At 39.8% G+C, this 20,512-nt stretch carries 16 protein-coding genes, 2 rRNA genes and 1 other annotated feature (1 of these 19 running past the window's edge); of the genes, 3 read left to right on the forward strand and 15 right to left on the reverse strand.

Annotated elements, in window-relative coordinates; translation table 11 throughout:
• Window positions 1-542, reverse strand: a 23S ribosomal RNA gene (locus IGI97_RS12770) (it extends 2,371 nt beyond the left edge of the window).
• A 226-nt stretch (window positions 543-768) separates the two neighbouring features.
• Window positions 769-2,329: ribosomal RNA gene (locus tag IGI97_RS12775) — 16S ribosomal RNA — on the reverse strand.
• The 16S and 23S rRNA genes sit together here, the layout of an rRNA operon.
• Before the next feature lie 667 nt (window positions 2,330-2,996).
• Between IGI97_RS12775 and IGI97_RS12780 the strand changes: the two genes are divergently transcribed.
• The 3 genes from IGI97_RS12780 to serS all read left to right on the forward strand — a co-directional run bounded on the left by IGI97_RS12780 (window position 2,997) and on the right by serS (window position 6,463).
• Window positions 2,997-3,686 (forward strand): response regulator transcription factor, encoded by a 690-nt coding sequence (locus IGI97_RS12780; RefSeq protein WP_002355963.1) that lies wholly within the window; start codon window positions 2,997-2,999, stop codon window positions 3,684-3,686.
• Window positions 3,676-4,857, forward strand: a complete 1,182-nt coding sequence (locus tag IGI97_RS12785; protein ID WP_002363566.1) for a sensor histidine kinase — start codon at window positions 3,676-3,678, stop codon at window positions 4,855-4,857. Before IGI97_RS12780 ends, IGI97_RS12785 begins: the two co-directional genes overlap by 11 nt.
• A gap of 40 nt (window positions 4,858-4,897) precedes the next feature.
• Window positions 4,898-5,104: a binding site (T-box leader), on the forward strand.
• An 87-nt stretch (window positions 5,105-5,191) separates the two neighbouring features.
• On the forward strand, window positions 5,192-6,463 hold the full coding sequence (gene serS, locus IGI97_RS12790) for a serine--tRNA ligase (protein ID WP_016633385.1): 1,272 nt from the start codon (window positions 5,192-5,194) through the stop codon (window positions 6,461-6,463).
• A gap of 211 nt (window positions 6,464-6,674) precedes the next feature.
• Here the strand turns inward: serS and guaB are convergent, their stop codons facing one another.
• The 13 genes from guaB to srlE all read right to left on the reverse strand — a co-directional run bounded on the left by guaB (window position 6,675) and on the right by srlE (window position 20,511).
• Window positions 6,675-8,156 (reverse strand): IMP dehydrogenase, encoded by a 1,482-nt coding sequence (gene guaB, locus IGI97_RS12795; protein WP_002355966.1) that lies wholly within the window; start codon window positions 8,154-8,156, stop codon window positions 6,675-6,677.
• 157 nt (window positions 8,157-8,313) lie between these two features.
• Window positions 8,314-9,996: a 6-pyruvoyl-tetrahydropterin synthase-related protein gene (locus IGI97_RS12800; RefSeq protein ID WP_438738740.1), complete on the reverse strand. Its 1,683-nt coding sequence runs from the start codon at window positions 9,994-9,996 to the stop codon at window positions 8,314-8,316.
• A gap of 165 nt (window positions 9,997-10,161) precedes the next feature.
• Window positions 10,162-10,851 (reverse strand): DUF1129 domain-containing protein, encoded by a 690-nt coding sequence (locus tag IGI97_RS12805; RefSeq protein WP_002363563.1) that lies wholly within the window; start codon window positions 10,849-10,851, stop codon window positions 10,162-10,164.
• 109 nt (window positions 10,852-10,960) lie between these two features.
• The gene (gene ychF, locus IGI97_RS12810; RefSeq protein ID WP_002355971.1) at window positions 10,961-12,076 is read right to left on the reverse strand and encodes a redox-regulated ATPase YchF; all 1,116 of its coding nucleotides are present in this window, start codon (window positions 12,074-12,076) and stop codon (window positions 10,961-10,963) included.
• A gap of 56 nt (window positions 12,077-12,132) precedes the next feature.
• On the reverse strand, window positions 12,133-12,318 hold the full coding sequence (locus IGI97_RS12815) for a DUF951 family protein (protein WP_202255257.1): 186 nt from the start codon (window positions 12,316-12,318) through the stop codon (window positions 12,133-12,135).
• 117 nt (window positions 12,319-12,435) lie between these two features.
• Window positions 12,436-13,326 (reverse strand): ParB/RepB/Spo0J family partition protein, encoded by an 891-nt coding sequence (locus IGI97_RS12820; RefSeq protein WP_002355975.1) that lies wholly within the window; start codon window positions 13,324-13,326, stop codon window positions 12,436-12,438.
• Window positions 13,319-14,080, reverse strand: coding sequence for a ParA family protein (locus IGI97_RS12825; RefSeq protein ID WP_002355976.1), 762 nt, complete (start codon window positions 14,078-14,080; stop codon window positions 13,319-13,321). Before IGI97_RS12825 ends, IGI97_RS12820 begins: the two co-directional genes overlap by 8 nt.
• A 15-nt stretch (window positions 14,081-14,095) precedes the next feature.
• The gene (rsmG, locus tag IGI97_RS12830; RefSeq protein ID WP_002355977.1) at window positions 14,096-14,812 is read right to left on the reverse strand and encodes a 16S rRNA (guanine(527)-N(7))-methyltransferase RsmG; all 717 of its coding nucleotides are present in this window, start codon (window positions 14,810-14,812) and stop codon (window positions 14,096-14,098) included.
• A 247-nt stretch (window positions 14,813-15,059) separates the two neighbouring features.
• Complete coding sequence (locus tag IGI97_RS12835; protein WP_438738743.1) at window positions 15,060-16,046, reverse strand: DUF3114 domain-containing protein; 987 nt, start codon at window positions 16,044-16,046, stop codon at window positions 15,060-15,062.
• Window positions 16,047-16,456: 410 nt separating this feature from the next.
• Window positions 16,457-18,229: an oleate hydratase gene (locus tag IGI97_RS12840; RefSeq protein WP_002361446.1), complete on the reverse strand. Its 1,773-nt coding sequence runs from the start codon at window positions 18,227-18,229 to the stop codon at window positions 16,457-16,459.
• 200 nt (window positions 18,230-18,429) lie between these two features.
• On the reverse strand, window positions 18,430-19,107 hold the full coding sequence (locus IGI97_RS12845) for a fructose-6-phosphate aldolase (RefSeq protein ID WP_061100812.1): 678 nt from the start codon (window positions 19,105-19,107) through the stop codon (window positions 18,430-18,432).
• 27 nt (window positions 19,108-19,134) lie between these two features.
• On the reverse strand, window positions 19,135-19,491 hold the full coding sequence (locus IGI97_RS12850; protein WP_002355981.1) for a PTS glucitol/sorbitol transporter subunit IIA: 357 nt from the start codon (window positions 19,489-19,491) through the stop codon (window positions 19,135-19,137).
• Between the two features lie 24 nt (window positions 19,492-19,515).
• Window positions 19,516-20,511: a PTS glucitol/sorbitol transporter subunit IIB gene (gene srlE, locus IGI97_RS12855; RefSeq protein ID WP_002355982.1), complete on the reverse strand. Its 996-nt coding sequence runs from the start codon at window positions 20,509-20,511 to the stop codon at window positions 19,516-19,518.
• Between the last annotated feature and the right edge of the window lies 1 nt (window position 20,512).

Here is a 20,512-nt window from a genome sequence, read left to right on the forward strand (position 1 = left end):
ATTTCACTCCCCTTCCGGGGTGCTTTTCACCTTTCCCTCACGGTACTGGTTCACTATCGGTCACTAGGGAGTATTTAGCCTTGCGGGATGGTCCCCGCGGATTCCGACGGAATTTCTCGTGTTCCGCCGTACTCAGGATCCTCCTAGGTGTTGTCAGCATTTCGTCTACGGGGCTTTCACCCTCTTTAGCGGAATTTTCCAAATCCTTCAACTATACTAACAGACTACCATATTGGAGTCCTACAACCCCAACAAGCAAGCTTGTTGGTTTGGGCTCTTCCCGTTTCGCTCGCCGCTACTCAGGGAATCGAATTTTCTTTCTCTTCCTGCAGGTACTAAGATGTTTCAGTTCTCTGCGTCTACCTCTAATCAGCTATGTATTCACTGAAAAGTAATATCCTATAAAAGATATTGGGTTCCCCCATTCGGAAATCTCTGGATCATAGCTTACTTACAGCTCCCCAAAGCATATCGGTGTTAGTCCCGTCCTTCATCGGCTCCTAGTGCCAAGGCATCCACCGTGCGCCCTTATTCACTTAACCTTATCAACCTTACGGTTGGGTCTTGATCACTTCTTCTAGCGATAGAAGGTTAATCAATAAATAAGCAATTGAACTTATTAAAAAACTCATTCAACGCGGTGTTCTCGGTTTGTTTTGATTCTTTTTACTTCAATATCCAGTTTTCAATGAACGAATGTTTTGAGAGTAGACCTCTCAAAACTGAACAAAGTAAAGACGAAATGTGTATTTCCGTAATATTCCTTAGAAAGGAGGTGATCCAGCCGCACCTTCCGATACGGCTACCTTGTTACGACTTCACCCCAATCATCTATCCCACCTTAGGCGGCTGGCTCCAAAAAGGTTACCTCACCGACTTCGGGTGTTACAAACTCTCGTGGTGTGACGGGCGGTGTGTACAAGGCCCGGGAACGTATTCACCGCGGCGTGCTGATCCGCGATTACTAGCGATTCCGGCTTCATGCAGGCGAGTTGCAGCCTGCAATCCGAACTGAGAGAAGCTTTAAGAGATTTGCATGACCTCGCGGTCTAGCGACTCGTTGTACTTCCCATTGTAGCACGTGTGTAGCCCAGGTCATAAGGGGCATGATGATTTGACGTCATCCCCACCTTCCTCCGGTTTGTCACCGGCAGTCTCGCTAGAGTGCCCAACTAAATGATGGCAACTAACAATAAGGGTTGCGCTCGTTGCGGGACTTAACCCAACATCTCACGACACGAGCTGACGACAACCATGCACCACCTGTCACTTTGTCCCCGAAGGGAAAGCTCTATCTCTAGAGTGGTCAAAGGATGTCAAGACCTGGTAAGGTTCTTCGCGTTGCTTCGAATTAAACCACATGCTCCACCGCTTGTGCGGGCCCCCGTCAATTCCTTTGAGTTTCAACCTTGCGGTCGTACTCCCCAGGCGGAGTGCTTAATGCGTTTGCTGCAGCACTGAAGGGCGGAAACCCTCCAACACTTAGCACTCATCGTTTACGGCGTGGACTACCAGGGTATCTAATCCTGTTTGCTCCCCACGCTTTCGAGCCTCAGCGTCAGTTACAGACCAGAGAGCCGCCTTCGCCACTGGTGTTCCTCCATATATCTACGCATTTCACCGCTACACATGGAATTCCACTCTCCTCTTCTGCACTCAAGTCTCCCAGTTTCCAATGACCCTCCCCGGTTGAGCCGGGGGCTTTCACATCAGACTTAAGAAACCGCCTGCGCTCGCTTTACGCCCAATAAATCCGGACAACGCTTGCCACCTACGTATTACCGCGGCTGCTGGCACGTAGTTAGCCGTGGCTTTCTGGTTAGATACCGTCAGGGGACGTTCAGTTACTAACGTTCTTGTTCTTCTCTAACAACAGAGTTTTACGATCCGAAAACCTTCTTCACTCACGCGGCGTTGCTCGGTCAGACTTTCGTCCATTGCCGAAGATTCCCTACTGCTGCCTCCCGTAGGAGTCTGGGCCGTGTCTCAGTCCCAGTGTGGCCGATCACCCTCTCAGGTCGGCTATGCATCGTGGCCTTGGTGAGCCGTTACCTCACCAACTAGCTAATGCACCGCGGGTCCATCCATCAGCGACACCCGAAAGCGCCTTTCACTCTTATGCCATGCGGCATAAACTGTTATGCGGTATTAGCACCTGTTTCCAAGTGTTATCCCCCTCTGATGGGTAGGTTACCCACGTGTTACTCACCCGTCCGCCACTCCTCTTTCCAATTGAGTGCAAGCACTCGGGAGGAAAGAAGCGTTCGACTTGCATGTATTAGGCACGCCGCCAGCGTTCGTCCTGAGCCAGGATCAAACTCTCATAATAAAAGTTAGAACAATCTTACGATTGTTAAGCTCAATTTGTTTGCTAGCATATTGCTTGCTTGTTAAAAATGTTTGTTGTCTTGAATTGAATCAAGACGCCCTACACATTTGGTTCGTCTATTCTTTGTTCAGTTTTCAAAGGTCTACGTTACCTCGCAGCAACTTTTATATCATAACAAACTTTCGTTTGAATGTCAAGAACTTTTTTAAAAAAGTTTTTTTAAGTTGTTTTGCTTGGTTGTTGTTGTCTGTTGTGACAACTTCTATATCTTATCATCTCGTTTGTTATTTGTCAACAACTTTTTTGTTGTTTTTTCAAACTTTTTTCGAGAGATTCGAAATCAAGAATTGTTATTTAATTATTGATTTCTGAATCGCTCAGCTGTGTGACTCGCCTTGCGACATGTAATAATATACCAAGATTTCAAGCATTGGTCAATCATTATTTTCACTTTTTTTAAACTTTTTTTCAATACCGATTATTATGATTGGTATAGGTATTTTCGTTCGTTTTTTACCCCCTTTCATCCTTTTTTGGCTATAGTTTATTAACTTTTAGCAAAATCTTCTAAATTTATCGTAATATATCAAGGATTTTGTCCTTTTTAGCAATTATTTGTTAAAATATGGAAAAGAGATTTTTTTATATATGGAGGAAATGAACGCTTATGAAAATTTTAGTTGCAGATGATGATAAAGAAATTGTAGAACTATTGAGTATTTATATTCATAATGAAGGATACGAAGTCGTGAAAGCTTATGATGGAAAAGAAGCATTATCCAAATTGCACACAACACCAGATATCGATTTATTAATCTTGGACATTATGATGCCAATTATGGATGGAATGGAAGTAGTGAAAGAACTTCGAAAAGAATCGCAAATTCCAATTATTATGTTAACAGCAAAAACAACCGATATGGATAAAATCAAAGGCTTAGTTGCTGGTGCAGACGATTATGTCACCAAGCCTTTTAATCCTTTAGAAGTAATGGCTCGGGTAAAGTCTATTTTACGTAGAAGCCAAATGCAATTAACCAAAGAAGAACCCGATGAATTAGAAGTCGGCCCATTAATGATTAATAAGGACTCTCACGAAGTCAAAACAATAGAAGGAAAAGAAATTCAATTAACCGCTCTTGAGTTTGGTATCCTCTATCTATTAGCTAGTCATCCAAATCGTGTGTTTAGTGCGGATGAAATTTTTGAGCGTGTGTGGCAACAAGAAAGTATTGTTTCTGCTAAAACCGTGATGGTTCACGTCAGTCATTTAAGAGATAAGATTGAAGAAGCAACTGGTGGAGAAAAAGTCATTCAAACAGTGTGGGGAGTTGGATATAAGATCGATGCTCGTTAAACCTAAAAAGATTGAAAAACAAAAACGAATTACCTTAACTTCTAAAGAAATCAGCGAGTTATTAGCAGAAGCAATTGTGACAATTGTTTTATTACTACTATTAAATGTCTCAATTATGTTCCTTTTAGGACAACTACTTAGTGAAAACTCGCCCTTAGCTGGTGTCATCTGGGCCACTAAGGATGCGGTCGCTAAAGAATTAAATACTGATTTGTTTTGGAGCTGGAATAAATTTGTCTTACCCATTTTCTTTTTAGTAGATGCAGCTGTTCTCTATTGGCGCTTAATTCGTCGCTACCACCAAATGCAATTGCGTCATATTATCAGTGAGTTACATTACATCGCTGATGGTAATTACAATCACCGCATTCCGTTTGAATTAAGTGGTGATTTAGCAAAAGTCGTGACGAGTATTAACGGTCTGGTGGATAGTACTGTCGCAGCCATTGAAGATGAACGGCGAATTGAAAAATCAAAAGATGAATTAATTACGAATGTCAGTCATGATATTCGGACACCGTTAACTTCTATTATTGGTTATCTGGGATTGATTGAAGATCGTCAATTTCATAGCCAAGAAGATTTACTGAAATATACGCATACCGCTTACGTCAAAGCGAAACAAATGAAATTATTAGTTGATGATCTTTTTGAATATACAAAAGTCCGTCAACCAAGTGTACCGATTCATACGACGACTTTTGATATGGCACAATTAATTGAACAGCTTGCTGCCGATTTTGAATTGGAAGCGAAAAAGATTAATATGCAAATCCAAGTAAAAGCCAATCCAGCTTCTTTAATGATGGAAGGCGATACGGAAAAACTAGTCCGAGTCTTTAACAACCTTCTTTCAAACGCTTTGAAATATGGCAAAGGCGGCCATCATATTGTAATGGAAGTAGACAAAGTCGGCACCGAAGCAATTATCGCTGTTCGCAATGATGGACCAGCTATCCCTAAACATTCTTTAGATCAGTTGTTTGACCGCTTCTATCGTGTCGAAGAATCCCGATCACAAGAAACGGGGGGTACTGGTTTAGGTCTGGCTATTGCACAAAGTATTGTCGCTTTACATGGTGGATATATTTATGCGAAGTCTGATCAAAAGTGGACTTCCTTTATTATTCATCTACCCTTACAGCGTACCAACAAGAAATCAGAGAGTTAATTGACATCCCTGAACTTTTTCGGTATTCTATAGAAAAGAGAAAACTAAGAGAAAAAGTATTTATGGCACTGAATTCCAGAGAGTTTGCGGGGGTGCGAGCAAACATTCATCTATAAAGAAGTCCGTCTCTTCCAGGTGTCCAGCGAAATAAGTTGGAACGGTCTGCAGCCGTTATCTGCAAATCAAGGGCAGTAACATTACTGAACTTGGGTGGTACCGCGAGATTTCCAGTCATTTCGTCCCAAGAATATTTATTTTTGGGGTGAGATGGCTTTTTTGTTGTTTTCTACAACAGTTATTATTGATTATGTACTAATTTTAAGGAGGAAAAAATATGTTAGATGTAAAAATGATGCGTCAAAATTTTGACGAAGTAAAAGCAAAGCTACAAACCCGTGGCGTGAAAGAAGAAATCTTAGTGGAATTTCTGCGTTTAGATGAAAGTCGCCGTGATTTATTAGTCAAAGTCGAAGAAATGAAAAAATACCGGAATGATGTGTCTGCTGAAATTGCTCAATTAAAACGAAACAAAGAAGATGCAACGGCCAAAATCGCGGAAATGAAAGAAGTCGGCGGTAATATTAAAGCATTAGATGCAGAAATTAACGCTATTGACGAAGAGCTACGTGGGATCACAACTACTTTACCGAATTTGCCAGATGATTCTGTGCCTGTTGGTGCTGGTGAAGAAGAAAATGTAGAAGTACGTCGTTGGAGTGAACCAAGATCTTTTGCTTTTGAACCAAAACCACACTGGGAAGTCGCTGAAAACTTAGGCATTCTAGATTTTGAACGTGGTGCCAAAGTAGCTGGTAGCCGTTTTGTTTATTACAAAGGCTTAGGTGCTCGCTTAGAACGTGCGTTATACAACTTCATGTTAGATTTACATGTTTATGAACATGGGTATACAGAAATGATTACGCCTTATATCGTTAATGACACCGCCATGTTCGGAACTGGCCAATTTCCTAAGTTTAAAGAAGATGTCTTCCAATTACAAGATACGGATTTAACGTTAATCCCAACGGCGGAAGTCCCTCTAACCAATTACTACAACAATGAAATTTTAGATGGCAAGGATTTACCAATTTACTTTACGGCCTTGAGCCCTTCTTTCCGTTCTGAAGCTGGTAGTGCTGGTCGTGACACACGTGGGTTAATTCGTTTACACCAATTTAATAAAGTCGAAATGGTTAAATTTAGTGATGCAGAGCATTCTTATGAGGAATTAGAAAAAATGACGAATAATGCTGAAGAAATTCTGCAAAAACTGGGATTACCTTACCGTGTCATGGCTCTTTCAACAGGTGACATGGGCTTCTCAGCTGCGAAAACTTATGACTTGGAAGTTTGGATTCCCGCTCAAGAGACATACCGTGAAATCAGTTCATGCTCAAACTGTGAAGATTTCCAAGCGCGCCGTGCGATGATTCGTTACCGTGATGAAAATGATAAAGTCCAATATGCGCATACACTCAATGGTTCTGGTTTAGCCGTAGGACGGACAGTCGCTGCTATTTTAGAAAACTACCAAAACGAAGATGGCTCTGTGACTGTACCAGAAGTCCTAGTTCCTTACATGGGTAACCTAACAGTTATTAAATAAAGGGAAGATGAAGGTCGTTGTCTGATATCAGATAACGGCTTTTATTCTATAGGAAAAGGAGCCTGTAACAAAAATCACTTTGGATTTTTGTTACAGGCTTAAAAATTGATAAACGGCGGAAACAGAAGCAAATCCTTCATTCTACAGAAAAAGAGGCAGACGTCGAAATGACGTCTGCCTCTTTTAAATTTCAAAAAAATCAGCTTTTATTTTATTGAACAGAATAGTTTGGTGCTTCTTTTGTGATTTGAACGTCATGTGGATGTGATTCTTTCAATCCGTTACCACTCATTTGAACAAATTGTGCTTCTTCACGCAACGCTTTCAGGTCTGCTGCACCGACGTAACCCATCCCTGATTTCAAGCCACCGATTAATTGGAAGACAATATCAGAAACGCTTCCTTTGTAAGCAACACGTCCTTCGATTCCTTCTGGCACTAATTTGTTTGCTTCATTGACACTTCCTTGGAAGTAACGATCACTTGATCCTTTTTCCATTGCGCCCAATGAGCCCATGCCACGGTAAGTTTTGAAACGACGGCCTTGATAAATTTCAAATTCGCCTGGAGATTCATCAGTACCAGCTAACATACTTCCTAGCATTACAGCATGGCCACCAGCAGCTAAGGCTTTCACGATATCACCAGAATATTTAATACCGCCATCAGCGATAATTGCTTTACCATATTCTCTAGCTACAGAAGCAGCATCATAAATCGCTGTTAATTGAGGAACACCAACACCAGCAACGACACGTGTTGTACAAATTGAACCAGGTCCAATACCAACTTTGACAACGTCAACGCCGACATCATACAATGCTTTGGTTGCTTCAGCAGTGGCAACATTACCAGCAATTAATGTTGCTTCAGGGAACGTTTCACGAATTTCTTTAATTTTGCGAATAACGCCGGCACTATGGCCATGTGCAGTATCGATAACAATCGCATCGGCACCTGCTTCTAATAATGCTTCCGCACGTTCGAACGTATCACTAGTAACACCGACTGCTGCCGCCACAAGTAAACGACCGTGTTCGTCTTTGGCAGCATTTGGGAATTCAATCACTTTTTCAATGTCTTTAATTGTAATTAAGCCACTTAAGCGACCTGCTTCATCAACGATTGGTAATTTTTCGATTTTATGTTTTTGTAAGATTTTTTCTGCATCTTTTAAAGATGTGCCAACTGGCGCAGTGACTAAATGATCTTTTGTCATGACTTCTTCGATTTTGATTTGGTAGTCGGTTACAAAACGCATATCACGGTTTGTAATAATTCCGACTAATTTACGGTTTTCCATTGTTTCTACAATTGGCACACCGCTAATACGGTAACGACTCATTAATTCTTCTGCATCCGCTACTAAGTTTGTTGGTGTTAGAAAGAATGGATCAATGATAACGCCGCTTTCAGAACGTTTGACTTTACGTACTTCGTCTGCTTGTTGGGCGACAGTCATATTTTTATGTACGACACCTAGTCCACCTTGACGAGCCATCGCAATTGCCATATTACTATCTGTAACAGTATCCATACTGGCACTCATCAATGGAATATTTAACTTGATATTTTTAGCTAATTGTACACTCATGTCTACATCATTTGGTAAGACATGGCTTTCTGCAGGGATTAATAGCACATCATCAAATGTAAGACCTTTTTTCGCAAATTTTGTTTCCCAATTTGACATTTTTTTGTCCACTCCTCGACTTAATTTTATATATGAAAATAACAGATAATACTAAGGAAGTCAACTAGATTTGTTTAAATAATCAATGAGGAATAAAGGACAAAATGCCGAAATCGGTTTGTCCTCTATTCAACTCTTCCTAATTAAGGTCCTACTTTCATCGTTGTTCTTTTATCTTGTGTTTCTTTTTTTGTTGTAAAAATCGGCTAAATCCAAAACCGCCGACAGAAAGCAAGGTAATCATTGTCCCTATTTTTTGCACTTTTGTTCTTTGGTAACGGATGTCGACATGTCCTGTACCAGATAAAGAAAGAGCGGCTAAGCCTCCTTGGTTGGTTAGGCTCATTTTTTTAGCGCCCGTTTGGTTTTTCATTTGAATCGTGGCTTGATAGCCTAAGTAATAAATAAAAGGAACGGTCACCTTCGCTGATTGCTTCACCACTTGGTAGTCAAATGAAATTTTCCCATAAGGCATTCTAACATTTGTAATGGTTACTTGTGCTGCCGAATAATCAAGTTGTCGTTTTTTCTGTTTCAATAATTCCTGATAATTGATTTCATCTGGCAAATATTCATGGCCCGCACCGATATAAAAAGGCATTGGTTGCTCATACTCAGCTTTTGTTAACAGGCGTCCTTGTTGTGACTGAATACTTTGATATTGATAAATGCCTAAATTGCTGATGGCAAGGAAAACCAACAAAGCCACAGTCCAAGATTTACGGAAAACGCCCCATTCGTCTTGAGCAATGAAAAAAGCGAGCATTACGGAAAGAATCCCTAAAAACCGCCAAGGAAACTGAATCGTATTTAAAGGCGTGTGGTTCAGCCAGTGCCAAGGAAAAAGCGTGGTAACCATCAATAAGAGTACCAGCGTCAAACCAATAAACCGTTTGTTCTGAATTTTTTTGCTGGCAAGCGAAACCACTGCTACAACAAGTCCCACAAACAAAAGGGTTCCTAGATTCGCTGTTTTCGCGTGAAAAACACTGCTCTTTAAACTATTAATGAAAAGAGAATCAATGGGATAACTTCTTTCGGAAATATAAGTGAGTGGATTGGATGTAACTTTAAACACTTGATTTTTCATTTGTTCAGCAACTGGTAAAAGATAAAAGGCCAGCCAAAGCAGCGTCAAACCTGCAGCCTTCGCTAATGCCAACAGGACCTCCTTTTTAAAAAACTGCTGCCAATAAAACAGAATGTATAACCCAATCCAAATAGAAACCATTTCAATAGAAATAAAGTGAGCCAACCCAATCCCAGTCATCGCCAACGTTAACAACGGCCAACATTTCGTGGTTCCCTTTCGTAATAAAAACAGGCTCGCTAAGACCAACGGAAAAAAACTTAGCGCCAAAAATTCTCCTAACGCTTGGCGATTAAACAAGTCTTGCATGCGGTAAATAGATAAGCCATACAAGATGGCAAAGAGATAGCTTCTTTTTTTAGAGAGCGCCATGAATCGGCCTGCATAATAAGTAAGACTGAATGTTGCCAAATTTACCGCAAACACAAAAATCGCCATACTAGCGACAAAGGAAAAACCCAGAACACGCAAAAGCGCAGGTAAATAAAGATACGCATCTGGATAAAACAAACTAGAGGCATAGCCATAGCCTCCCAAGAAAAAATAATTGATTTTAGGAAACCAGTCGTTGTTTTTAATTGCTAATGCGAGACCTTCCACCCGATTTTGATGAAAGCGGAAATCACTTGCTCGTAAAAAATTCTCTTGAAAATAGACAAAATAGAGAGAAAGTCCACTTAATAAGAGAAAACTAATAAAAATGAGTAGCCGCTCGTGTTGACGGCACCAAGACTTCACTTGTTGTCCCATAAGAGGCTCCTTTCTTTACAAACTTCTGAAAACAGAAGCCTGGGACACTAGTTTTTTCGACTAATCCCCCAGGCTTTAACTGTTAAAACGCTCTATTGAGAGAGCGACTTTGCTTGTTGCAGTTTCTGCGTCAGCCGAGCGCATTCACAATTGAGCGCGCGCCGTTTATTGACGTGTCATGAAACTACCTTGAATATTGTATTTTTTCTTGAAGAAATAGCGTGCTACAAAGGCTAACGCACCGATTACTAAAGCAATCATCGGATCTAAAATGGGATTGATCACTGGTGGCAGCATCGCTGAACCAGCGAAAACTGCAATCCACAAGAACATCCCACCAAATAGAATGGCGGTCGTTTTTAACCAACCAGGACGTTTGCTTTTGTCGCCACCTTGACGATCAAAACGGTAAACATATTTGTGCATTAGATAGAAAACATAACCCCCAGCCATCGCACCTAAGATATATGTGGTTAATCCGAGAGGTTGTGCGGTTCCTTTTGAAAATAGAGACATCGCCGCTAACATGATTGTTAATAAACCAAGTAATAGTAAGGTATTGTCGAGCCAAATCATCCAGCCCGCTGGTTCTTTGACTTCTGCTGGTTTATTTAAAATTGCTTCCGTCCGTTCTGAAACAGTGCCAAATAACTGACGGGCTGTTTTGCCTGTTTTTTGACCGGCTACTAATTCTGGTAAAATACCGTGTAGAGCCAATGCTAACTCTTCTTCTGATAAATTAGCCGCTTTTAATGATTTTTTTAAGTCAAAAATGTATTGTTCATTTCTTTTAGTCAAATTCTGTTCTAATTGACGATTCTCAGCCACGATTGCTCGTAATGCTTCTGCTTCCATAGTTGTATCCTCCTCACCCTCATGTAGAGGGAACCTCTTTCTAAACGGCTGAATGGCCTTAAATATGTGGGCTTAGCCCAAAACAAATTGCTTGTTGGGCACATTTTTTTTAAACGTTAAAACGGAACAACATAACATCGCCATCTTGAACGACGTAGTCTTTTCCTTCTAAACGAACACGGCCCGCTTCTTTGGCAGCTTGCATATTGCCATATTTATCTAGGTCTTCATAAGAAACTGTTTCCGCACGAATGAAGCCTCGTTCAAAGTCACTGTGGATAATCCCAGCTGCTTGAGGTGCCTTGATTCCCTTACGGAACGTCCACGCACGAACTTCTTGTTCACCAGCTGTAAAGTAGGTAGCTAAGCCTAACAAATCGTACGCCGCACGAATCAATTGATCTAAGCCAGATTGTTCAATGCCCATTGCTTCTAAAAATTCAGCCTTGTCTTCTTCAGAATCTAATTCAGCAATTTCTTCTTCTGCTCGCGCACTAACCACGATTACTTCCGCATTTTCGCTGGTTGCAAAATTACGAACTTGTTGTACATACTCATTGTTGTCTGGGTCTGCCACTTCATCTTCTGAAACATTTGCTACATAAAGGACCGGCTTTGTGGTTAATAAGAAAAGAGATTTAACAATTTTCTCTTCTTCTGGCGTAAATTCAATCGTACGAGCAGATAAACCTTCTTCTAAAACTGGTTTAATTTTGTCTAAAACAGCTAATTCTTCCACCGCTTCTTTATCTTTTGCTTTCGCCATTTTAGCCACGCGAGTATAGCGCTTATTGATTGAATCTAAATCTGCTAAAATTAGCTCTAAATTAATTGTATCAATGTCTGCTAAAGGATCAACGAAATCCGCATCTCGATTTTGTTCACGCATGATATTTTCGTCATCAAAACAACGAACCACGTGACAGATTGCATCTACTTGACGAATGTGACTTAAAAACTGATTTCCTAGCCCTTCTCCTTTACTGGCACCTTTAACAATTCCGGCGATGTCTGTAAATTCAAACGTTGTGGGAACTGTTTTTTTCGGTTTTACTAGTTCTGTCAAGCGTTGTAAACGGGCATCTGGTACTTCAACCATGCCGACGTTCGGATCAATCGTTGCAAAGGGATAATTTGCAGCTTCTGCTCCTGCTTTTGTAATTGCGTTAAATAGGGTCGATTTACCAACGTTTGGTAAGCCGACAATTCCAGCTGTTAGTGCCATTTGTTTTCCACTCTTTCTCTCAGTCTATTCTCTTTTCTATTAGAGGCATCAAAGCATTAGTTTGCTTTTTTCTCGATTACTTTTTTTAATTTTTTAGTAAAATCACGACGCGGCATCATGACAATATGCCCGCAATTCGTGCACTTGATTTTGATATCAGCGCCCATGCGAATGATTTGCCAACGATTTGCTTGGCAAGCATGCGGCTTTTTCATTTCGACAATATCGCCTAAATCATACATGTTCCAAGCCTTCTTTCTTCTCTTACTTATATAAAAATACCATGATTACAATACCATTTTTTACCGAAACTAGCAAAAGGATTTGTGACTTTCTGTCTTACTTTCTCACTTTGCTTTTTATTCCTCGTCAAAATGAATATCTAAAATATCTAAAATCCTAGCCAAATCCGAAGAGGACAAGTACTCAATTTCAATTTTTCCTTTGCCTTCTTTTTCTTGAATTGCTACGGTTGTCCCAAATTTATCCATTAGGCGGTCTTCACTTTCACGAATATAAATGGGTTTTTCTTTGATGGCTTTTTTCGCTTTTTTGCCCTTTTTGCCTTGTGTTTCGTTTAATTCAGCGACAAGTTGTTCTAATTGTCGAACCGTTAAATTGTCTTTAATACAACGATTAGCTAATGGCAATAGCTGTTCTTTGTTCTTCAAGCCTAATAACGTCCGTGCTTGACCCATTGACATGCTTTGTTTTTGAACCATTGCTTTGACCGCATCTGGTAAGGTTAGCAATCGTAAATAATTGGCAATATACGGGCGACTTTTGCCCAATCGTTCTGCGACTTCCGCTTGTGTTAATTTCAAATTTTTCATTAGCATTTCATAGGCTTCTGCTTCTTCTAGCGGATTTAAATCTTCCCTTTGTAAGTTTTCCAAAACAGCAACTTGCATCATGGATTCTTCATCAAATTCGCGAATAATTGCGGGAATTTTTTCTTTGCCGGCTAATTTAGAAGCCCGGAATCGACGCTCACCTGCAATAATTTCATAGCCTTTAACTGCCGATTTACGAACAATAATCGGTTGAAACACACCGGAATGTAGAATCGAGTTTGCAAGTTCTTGTAAAGAGGTTTCATCAAATGTTTTCCGCGGTTGGTAAGGATTGGGACGAAGTTCGTTTAATAGAATTTCTGTCACTTGTTCGTTCTTAACGTCGACATCTTCTAGCTTTGCGATATCTTGAAACAAGGCATCGATGCCTCTGCCTAAACCTTTGCCTTTATTCATTCTCCAACACTTCCTTTGCTAGTGCTTGATACACTTCGGCACCTTTTGAGCGAATATCATAGTCAATGATTGGTAAACCATGACTTGGTGCTTCGGATAAACGGACATTTCTTGGAATAATCGTGTCATAGACTTTTTCACGGAAATATTTACGGACTTCTTCAACGACTTCGGCACCTAAATTGGTCCGAGCATCGTACATGGTTAACAAGACCCCTTCAATTTTCAATTCAGGGTTAAAATGTTTTTGAACCAAGCGAATCGTATTTAGCAATTGACTCAAGCCTTCTAATGCGTAATATTCACATTGAACAGGAATTAGAATCGAATCACTTGCTGTAAAAGCATTGATTGTTAAATGCCCTAGAGAAGGCGGGCAATCAATTAAAACGAAATCATACATGTCTCTTACTTCATCAATTGCTAATTTCAAGCGCGATTCTCGAGCCATCATTGAAGTTAATTCAATTTCAGCGCCTGCTAATTGAATAGTTGCAGGGACAATATCTAAATTTTCACGGCTGGTATGTTGAACCACGCTAGTGATTGGTTCTTCATTTACAAGGACATCATACACATCGTGTGCGACATCTGGTTTAGGGACACCCATGCCACTGGTAGCATTTCCTTGTGCATCAATGTCGATCAGTAAGACTTTTTTGCCTAAGTTTGCTAAACATGCGCCTAAATTTACAGTGGTCGTTGTTTTACCAACGCCGCCTTTTTGGTTCGCTACAGAAATAATTCGTGTCATGTGTGTGCCTCCATCTTATTTAATCGGTTGTTTATTTGGTAATCCAGGTTTTCTGGGATATTTTTTAGGGGTTTCTTTTTTCTTTTGAATCACGACAATGTGACGTTCGTCTGCCGTAATCGGCAAAGTAAAACCAACTTCTTTTTGAAATTGACCGCCTAATGTAGCGATTGCAGGTTTTGCTTCATTAATTTCTTCTTCACTTTTCGATGCTTTTAAGGCTAAAAAATAGCCTTCTTTTTTAACTAAGGGTAAACACAGTTCACTTAAAACATTTAATCGTGCAACTGCTCGCGCTGTAACGTAATCAAACGCGCCACGAAATTCTGCTTTTTGACCAAATGTTTCTGCACGATCATGATACAAAGAAACATTAGCCAAACCTAGTTGATTCACTAACTCTGTTAGGAAAGTAATTCGTTTATTTAAAGAGTCAACAATTGTGACATTTAATGAAGGAAAAACAATTTTCAAAGGAATACTTGGAAATCCTGCGCCTGCGCCGACATCACAAATGGCTTTATCGCTGGCAAAGTCTTCAAAGAATGCCAACGAAACAGAATCATAGAAATGTTTCAAATAAACTTCTTTTTCTTCTGTAATGGCTGTTAAATTCATTTTTTCATTCCATTCTACTAGTAAATGGAAATATTGGTCAAATTGTGTCATCTGTTGGTCTGTCAATTCAATGCCTTTTGCGGCTAATAGTTGTCTAAATTCTTCGGGTAGCATAAAGACTCCTTCCTTTTTTGTGAAACAGAAAAATGTTTCACAATCATCTTTTCCTACTTTAACGCAAATAGCAATTTCTTGCAATGCTTTTCGGAAGATTTTTGACTGAATGATAAAAGAAAAACCCGCTTTTTTATGTAGTAAAAAGTCTCTAGCCACGGGCCAAAATGTTCAATTGGCGACAACGAAAACCGCCTTTCTCTAAGAGTAAAACAAGCCAATGTTTCATGTGAAACATTGGCTTGTTTTACTTACTATAATCATCGCACTTTATTTGTCGTTCTCTGCGGTAGTCGTATTCTTGGATACGGGGACTTAACCAACCTTTTTTGGCTGTTTTTCGTAATTGATGATCAAATCTCCCTGGTGGTGAACTATCTAGTAATTCATGGGTACGATTATTCCGATTTGCATAATTAAACGATTCACCATTCAAGACTTTTTCCTGGTATTCACTGTTTTTGGCCGCTTGATAATAGGCTGGATTACTAATTAATCTGCCTCGCCAGTCCTCAACTAACACATCCCACTGGGTTTCAAAGGTCCCTTCTTCATTCAAAATAAACTCACTGTGAAAATTAGGCGTCAATCGTTTCTTATTAATTAAAGAATAAGATGCCCCCTCAGGGTATTTGTTGTGCAAACGAGCAGAGCTTTTTTTCAGCTTCCGCCCGCCCATCCCTTGCGGCTTGGCCGCAAAAACATAACGTTTTAATGCCTGTTCATCGGTGTCCCCTTCTTGTTTAAAAAAATCGCGGATATACGTGATATTTTGACGATCAATATACATTCTTAATTGATGTATCTTTTTCGCTTTCTCTTGGTTAAAGCTCCCAAGAAGACCTAACGGATAGGCTTTTTGAACTGTTTTTGCCAACAAATGCCAAAACGTCGCATGCGGTGCAATCGTCTTCGAGAAACGATAAGGCCCTACTAATTGCAACATGCCATGCTGATCCAACACTGCACCTAATTGCCATAACAGTAACGAGAGCTTTTCTTGCGGACGATAAGCCGAAAAGCGAAATAATCGCTCATACGCTGAAGAGCCCACTTCTTCCACTTCAGAAAACAGTTCCGCGACTGCTGTTTTCGCTTGCTCAAGTGGCAAGAAACGCGTGTCTTTTATGGCGCTTTCCACTAATCCATAAACAGCTTGGCGGTCCCAGCCAGCGTCAATCGCCGCCTCTACACCAGCACTCATTGCTTGTTGTAATTCTTGCCAACGTCCCATCTTCTCGCCGCCTTTTTCTATATACTTCTTCTATAATGATAATCCTTTCCCCGCAAAATGCCAACTGCTTTAACGCAAAAAAACAACCCGCCCTTTGGGGAAGGGCGGGCGGAGGAGTTAAAAAATGAAAAAGTGTTTTGTTAGGGTTTTGTTTATCGGGTATGTTTAAATAATAGCCGTTAAATGTGAAGAAACTATGGTAAAAATGCGCCTTCTTTTCAACAAAATTTTGAAAAAGTCTCTTCAGAAATTAAGATTTTTTTGCGAAGTTGCCCACTGGCTACCCTCATTCAACATATTATATATTTAATATCCACAAAATCATAAAATAAATATACACAATAATGAATATTTATCCAACGGTTAATAAAACAACCAAAAAAGCGAGTGATTTACACTCGCTTTTTCATCTAAATTAAATGATTTTCTCTTAAAATATCACCAATATACGTATCCTCAAATTTCTTCACAAAGTGTTCAACCATTTTGCGTTCCACGAACGGCATATCCATTTCTGTTAATTTTTTCTTGTCAGATAAATAATAAACAGAGTTTGCTAAGACGCGCAAGTCGTATGCAGAAGCAAACACTTCTGGTACTCCGCGTTCAACCTCTAGCAATTGATAAACAGCTTCCATCGCTGTCCGTACAGAATACTCTGTTGTAAACACCGTATCTCGTTCAGTATCTGCGAAGTTCCCAATGAAAGCAAGATTTTTAGAGCCGTTTGGTACAACTAATGGTCGATCGCCTGGTTCTCTTAACATAAAGTAAGAAGTGATAAACGGCATATAAACCGGAATAGTGGTAGCCGATTCTTCTGAAATACGTTCAATTTCCCCTTCTGGGACCCCTAAATGATAAAGTAACTCTTGCGTAATTTCTTGGCCGGTACATTGTTCGATTGGTTTTTTGATATAATTTCCTGGTTTATTAGAAAGTAATCCATATACCCAAGTTATAGATTGTTGATCATTTTGTTCTTTAAAATGCGGTTGTCTATGCATAGCGAAACTCATCATCCAATTAGAGTCTTTAATAGTAATAATACCACCTGTGACAATTTTTCCTGTCCGTAATTTACGATGTGTTAACCGAGAAAGATACGGTTCAATATCGAAATTTTCCCACGTAATCGTTGCTGAGACAAACCAACTTTCATCTGGTAAATTTTCACAGAAAACTTCTGGGTGCCCAAATTCTGGGGATTGTTTTGCTAAGTTTTTCCAGAGATTCCAACTTCCCCCTAGTTCATGAGTAATTGGTGCTGGTGTATGATGATCTCCTTGCGTCGAACTTTCAGTAATTGAGCCATTCGTTACGAAGACTAAATCATTTTCAGTTAAAGGAATTTCTTTGGTTTTGCCCGCTTGTGTCAGCAATAATCGCCGAGCAACTTTAGTAGCTCCTTTGATGTCGACTTGGATATCATTGATCGTTGTTTCATATTGAAAGTCTACCCCTTGATTGGTTAAAAAGCTTAGTAATGGTTTCACTAACGATTCGTATTGATTGTATTTGGTAAACTTCAAGGCTGTAAAGTCAGGCAACCCTTTGATGTGGTGGATAAAGCGCATGATGTAACGGCGCATTTCAATGGCAGAGTGCCATTTTTCAAAAGCAAACATTGAACACCAATAGATCCAAAAGTTGGATTCAAAAAATTCTTCGCCGAAAACATCTTCAATTTTTTTGCCAATTAATTGATCTTCAGAAGTCATAAATAAATCAACGATTTCTTTTTGTGCTTTTTTGGATAAAGTAAATTGTCCATCATCTGGGACACGTTCGCCACGGTTATGAATAATGCGGCAATTTGAAGAATTTGGATCATCTAAATCTAACCGGTAAAACTCATCTAGGACAGAGGCATCTTCTACTTCTAATGATGGTACCGAACGAAATAGATCCCACAAACACTCGAAATGGTTTTCCATTTCGCGTCCGCCGCGAGTGACAAAGCCATCATGGGGAATAAATTTACCATCTAAAGAACCGCCAGACAGCGTGAGTTCTTCAAAAATGTGAATATTTTCGCCCTTCATTTGACCGTCACGAATTAAGAAAACAGCCGTTGCTAAACCTGCTAGGCCACCACCAACGATATAGGCACTCTTGTCATCTACACCTTTTGGTTTTCTTGGTCGAGCAAATGCTTCATAATTTCCATTTGTGTATCTCATTCTCGTTTCCTCCTATCATTTGATACCCTCATCATACTGCTACCAAAAAAAATACCCAAAAGATAACCCTTTTTTTTAAGAAATTCTTTGACAAATAAAGAAAATTGTCTAATTTTTAAGCAAGTGAATAATCGTAGATGTTTCATGTGAAACAAAAAAAGAACGAGAAGAAAAATGGCCGCTTTTTCTTCTCGTTCTTTTTATGTTAATTCGTTTACCGTTTCTACTCCAAAAACAGCAACCCAATCTTCCTGAAAATCAGTTACTGCTTTTTGAATGGCGGGCATTGCCAAGCCTTGTGTCACGAGTTCTGGTGCGATAGTGACCGCTTGCGCCCCCATTTGACAGGCTTGATTAATTTGTGCCACGTTTTTAAAACTAGCAGCTAAGATCTTACTCTTTGCGTTCGTCCGTTTAATTTCTGCAGCTAAATGCTCAATAACCTTTTGAGAATCAATTGTTAAATTCTCCATCCTATTATAATACGGCGCTAAATAATCTGCACCTGCCGCAATCGCTAGATAACCTTGAAATTCTGTATAAATAGCGGTTGCTGTTATCCGATAATTTGCCTGCTTTAGTTGTTTGATGGCTGCCAAGCCTGCTTCATTGACTGGGATTTTAATGAATGTTTCTTGGCCTAATTGTTGTACAATGGTTTGGGCATCTTCTAGCATCTCTTCTGTCGTTTGACCGACCACTTGGACGTGCAAACTCGCTTGTCCAATCGTTTTTTTGATTTCTTTCATCTGCGCAAAGAAGTCAATTTTTCCTGCTTGCTTAACAATACTAGGATTAGACGTTACGCCTGCCAGTGGTAAAATTTTCTGATACTTTCGAATAGCCTCAAGATTAATTGTATCTAGCATAAATTCCATCTTTTACGTTCCTCCCTTAAACGATAATTATAGAATAGTGATTGTTGTACCAACAGTTATTTCAGGAATAGCTTTTTCTTCAACATATAATGTACCTGGTAATTCAGGTGTTGTTGCGCCATCAAATTTAATAGTAATGTGACCCAATGTGTCTAAATTAGTTAATACTACCTCGCCTACAGCGGTAATCTGGTAAGTTTGTTCATCAATCACTAACGTTTGCTTGTCCGTAATCGCTTCTGTGACTGGCTGAACCTCAATGTTATAACAATAATCTGCTAAAGCATCTGGTGCATCTTTTCCAAATAAGATGACCATTTTTTCTTCTTTAAATAATTCGGCTTCTGGCCCAATAGACTGAACCTTTGTTGTAAATACTGACATTTCCCATCCTCCAAAAAAAATTTTTTAACTATACAATCCAAAACTTGCTAACCAAGCAACTAGTACTCGAGGGGCACCATTTAAGAAACGAGAATATAAAACAGAAGGGACCCCGACTTCAACGGTTTCAGCTTCAGCTTCTTCCAAGCCTAAACCCACGGGAATAAAGTCGCACGCGTTTTGTGTATTAATAGCAAACAATGCTGGTAGAGCTAGTTGTGGCGGAATGTTGCCTTTCCCAATTTCCACACCAATTAACGTACCAATTACTTGGCTGATTACTGCTCCAGGACCTAATAGAGGAGAAAGAAACGGCAGAGAACAAATAAAACCAATAATTGTTAACCCCACAATGTTTCCTGCCAACGGCGCCATGATATTGGCAAAAAATTCACCAATTCCTGAACCTTGAATCACACCAATTAATAAAGAAACAAATGCCATAAACGGAATCACTGTGTTGATCATCGTTTGTACGCCTTCACGGGCTGATTGGTTGAATGTCGCTACAACTTTTCCTGCACCCATACCAATTTTCGCAACAAAACTTTGTTGTTCCGCTTTTTGTTCAGTAATTTTTTTACTTGTATCATATTTAAATTCTGTTTTTTTCGAGGTGGGCTTTTCTGTATCAGCAGCAGCTTCTTCTGATGTCAATGTAATCTGTTTCGGGCCTACAGCGGAAACATAAATTGTCTCATTAATGTATTGTGCTAAGGGACCACTTTTGCCAGTTGGAACAACGTTAATAGTAGGAATTCCTTTTTTAGGATAAATTCCGCAACGAAGAGTGCCTCCACAATCAATAATGGCTAATGCGATTTCATCATCTGGAATCGATGTCTTAAAACCATTGACCGCTTCCATTCCTGTCAATTCTACGATTTTATCAACAATTGCGGGTTTCTCGCCGCCACCTGTAATGTAAATAAATTTATGTTTTTCTTCTGTCGGTGTAATCACTAAGGGCCCACCATAACCGCCATTTCCTTTAACTACCTTAATACTATTGTACGTCATC

The sequence above is a fragment of the Enterococcus sp. DIV2419 genome (assembly GCF_051711865.1).
In the GTDB taxonomy this organism is placed as follows: domain Bacteria; phylum Bacillota; class Bacilli; order Lactobacillales; family Enterococcaceae; genus Enterococcus; species Enterococcus faecalis.

Bases quoted from the DNA above. Each gene is read 5' to 3' on its own strand.
- IGI97_RS12780 (WP_002355963.1), top strand. From the start codon at position 2,997: ATGAAAATTTTAGTTGCAGATGATGATAAAGAAATTGTAGAACTATTG.
- IGI97_RS12785 (WP_002363566.1), top strand. From the start codon at position 3,676: ATGCTCGTTAAACCTAAAAAGATTGAAAAACAAAAACGAATTACCTTA.
- serS (WP_016633385.1), top strand. From the start codon at position 5,192: ATGTTAGATGTAAAAATGATGCGTCAAAATTTTGACGAAGTAAAAGCA.
- guaB (WP_002355966.1), bottom strand. From the start codon at position 8,156: ATGTCAAATTGGGAAACAAAATTTGCGAAAAAAGGTCTTACATTTGAT.
- IGI97_RS12800 (WP_438738740.1), bottom strand. From the start codon at position 9,996: ATGGGACAACAAGTGAAGTCTTGGTGCCGTCAACACGAGCGGCTACTC.
- IGI97_RS12805 (WP_002363563.1), bottom strand. From the start codon at position 10,851: ATGGAAGCAGAAGCATTACGAGCAATCGTGGCTGAGAATCGTCAATTA.
- ychF (WP_002355971.1), bottom strand. From the start codon at position 12,076: ATGGCACTAACAGCTGGAATTGTCGGCTTACCAAACGTTGGTAAATCG.
- IGI97_RS12815 (WP_202255257.1), bottom strand. From the start codon at position 12,318: ATGTATGATTTAGGCGATATTGTCGAAATGAAAAAGCCGCATGCTTGC.
- IGI97_RS12820 (WP_002355975.1), bottom strand. From the start codon at position 13,326: ATGAATAAAGGCAAAGGTTTAGGCAGAGGCATCGATGCCTTGTTTCAA.
- IGI97_RS12825 (WP_002355976.1), bottom strand. From the start codon at position 14,080: ATGACACGAATTATTTCTGTAGCGAACCAAAAAGGCGGCGTTGGTAAA.
- rsmG (WP_002355977.1), bottom strand. From the start codon at position 14,812: ATGCTACCCGAAGAATTTAGACAACTATTAGCCGCAAAAGGCATTGAA.
- IGI97_RS12835 (WP_438738743.1), bottom strand. From the start codon at position 16,046: ATGGGACGTTGGCAAGAATTACAACAAGCAATGAGTGCTGGTGTAGAG.
- IGI97_RS12840 (WP_002361446.1), bottom strand. From the start codon at position 18,229: ATGAGATACACAAATGGAAATTATGAAGCATTTGCTCGACCAAGAAAA.
- IGI97_RS12845 (WP_061100812.1), bottom strand. From the start codon at position 19,107: ATGGAATTTATGCTAGATACAATTAATCTTGAGGCTATTCGAAAGTAT.
- IGI97_RS12850 (WP_002355981.1), bottom strand. From the start codon at position 19,491: ATGTCAGTATTTACAACAAAGGTTCAGTCTATTGGGCCAGAAGCCGAA.
- srlE (WP_002355982.1), bottom strand. From the start codon at position 20,511: ATGACGTACAATAGTATTAAGGTAGTTAAAGGAAATGGCGGTTATGGT.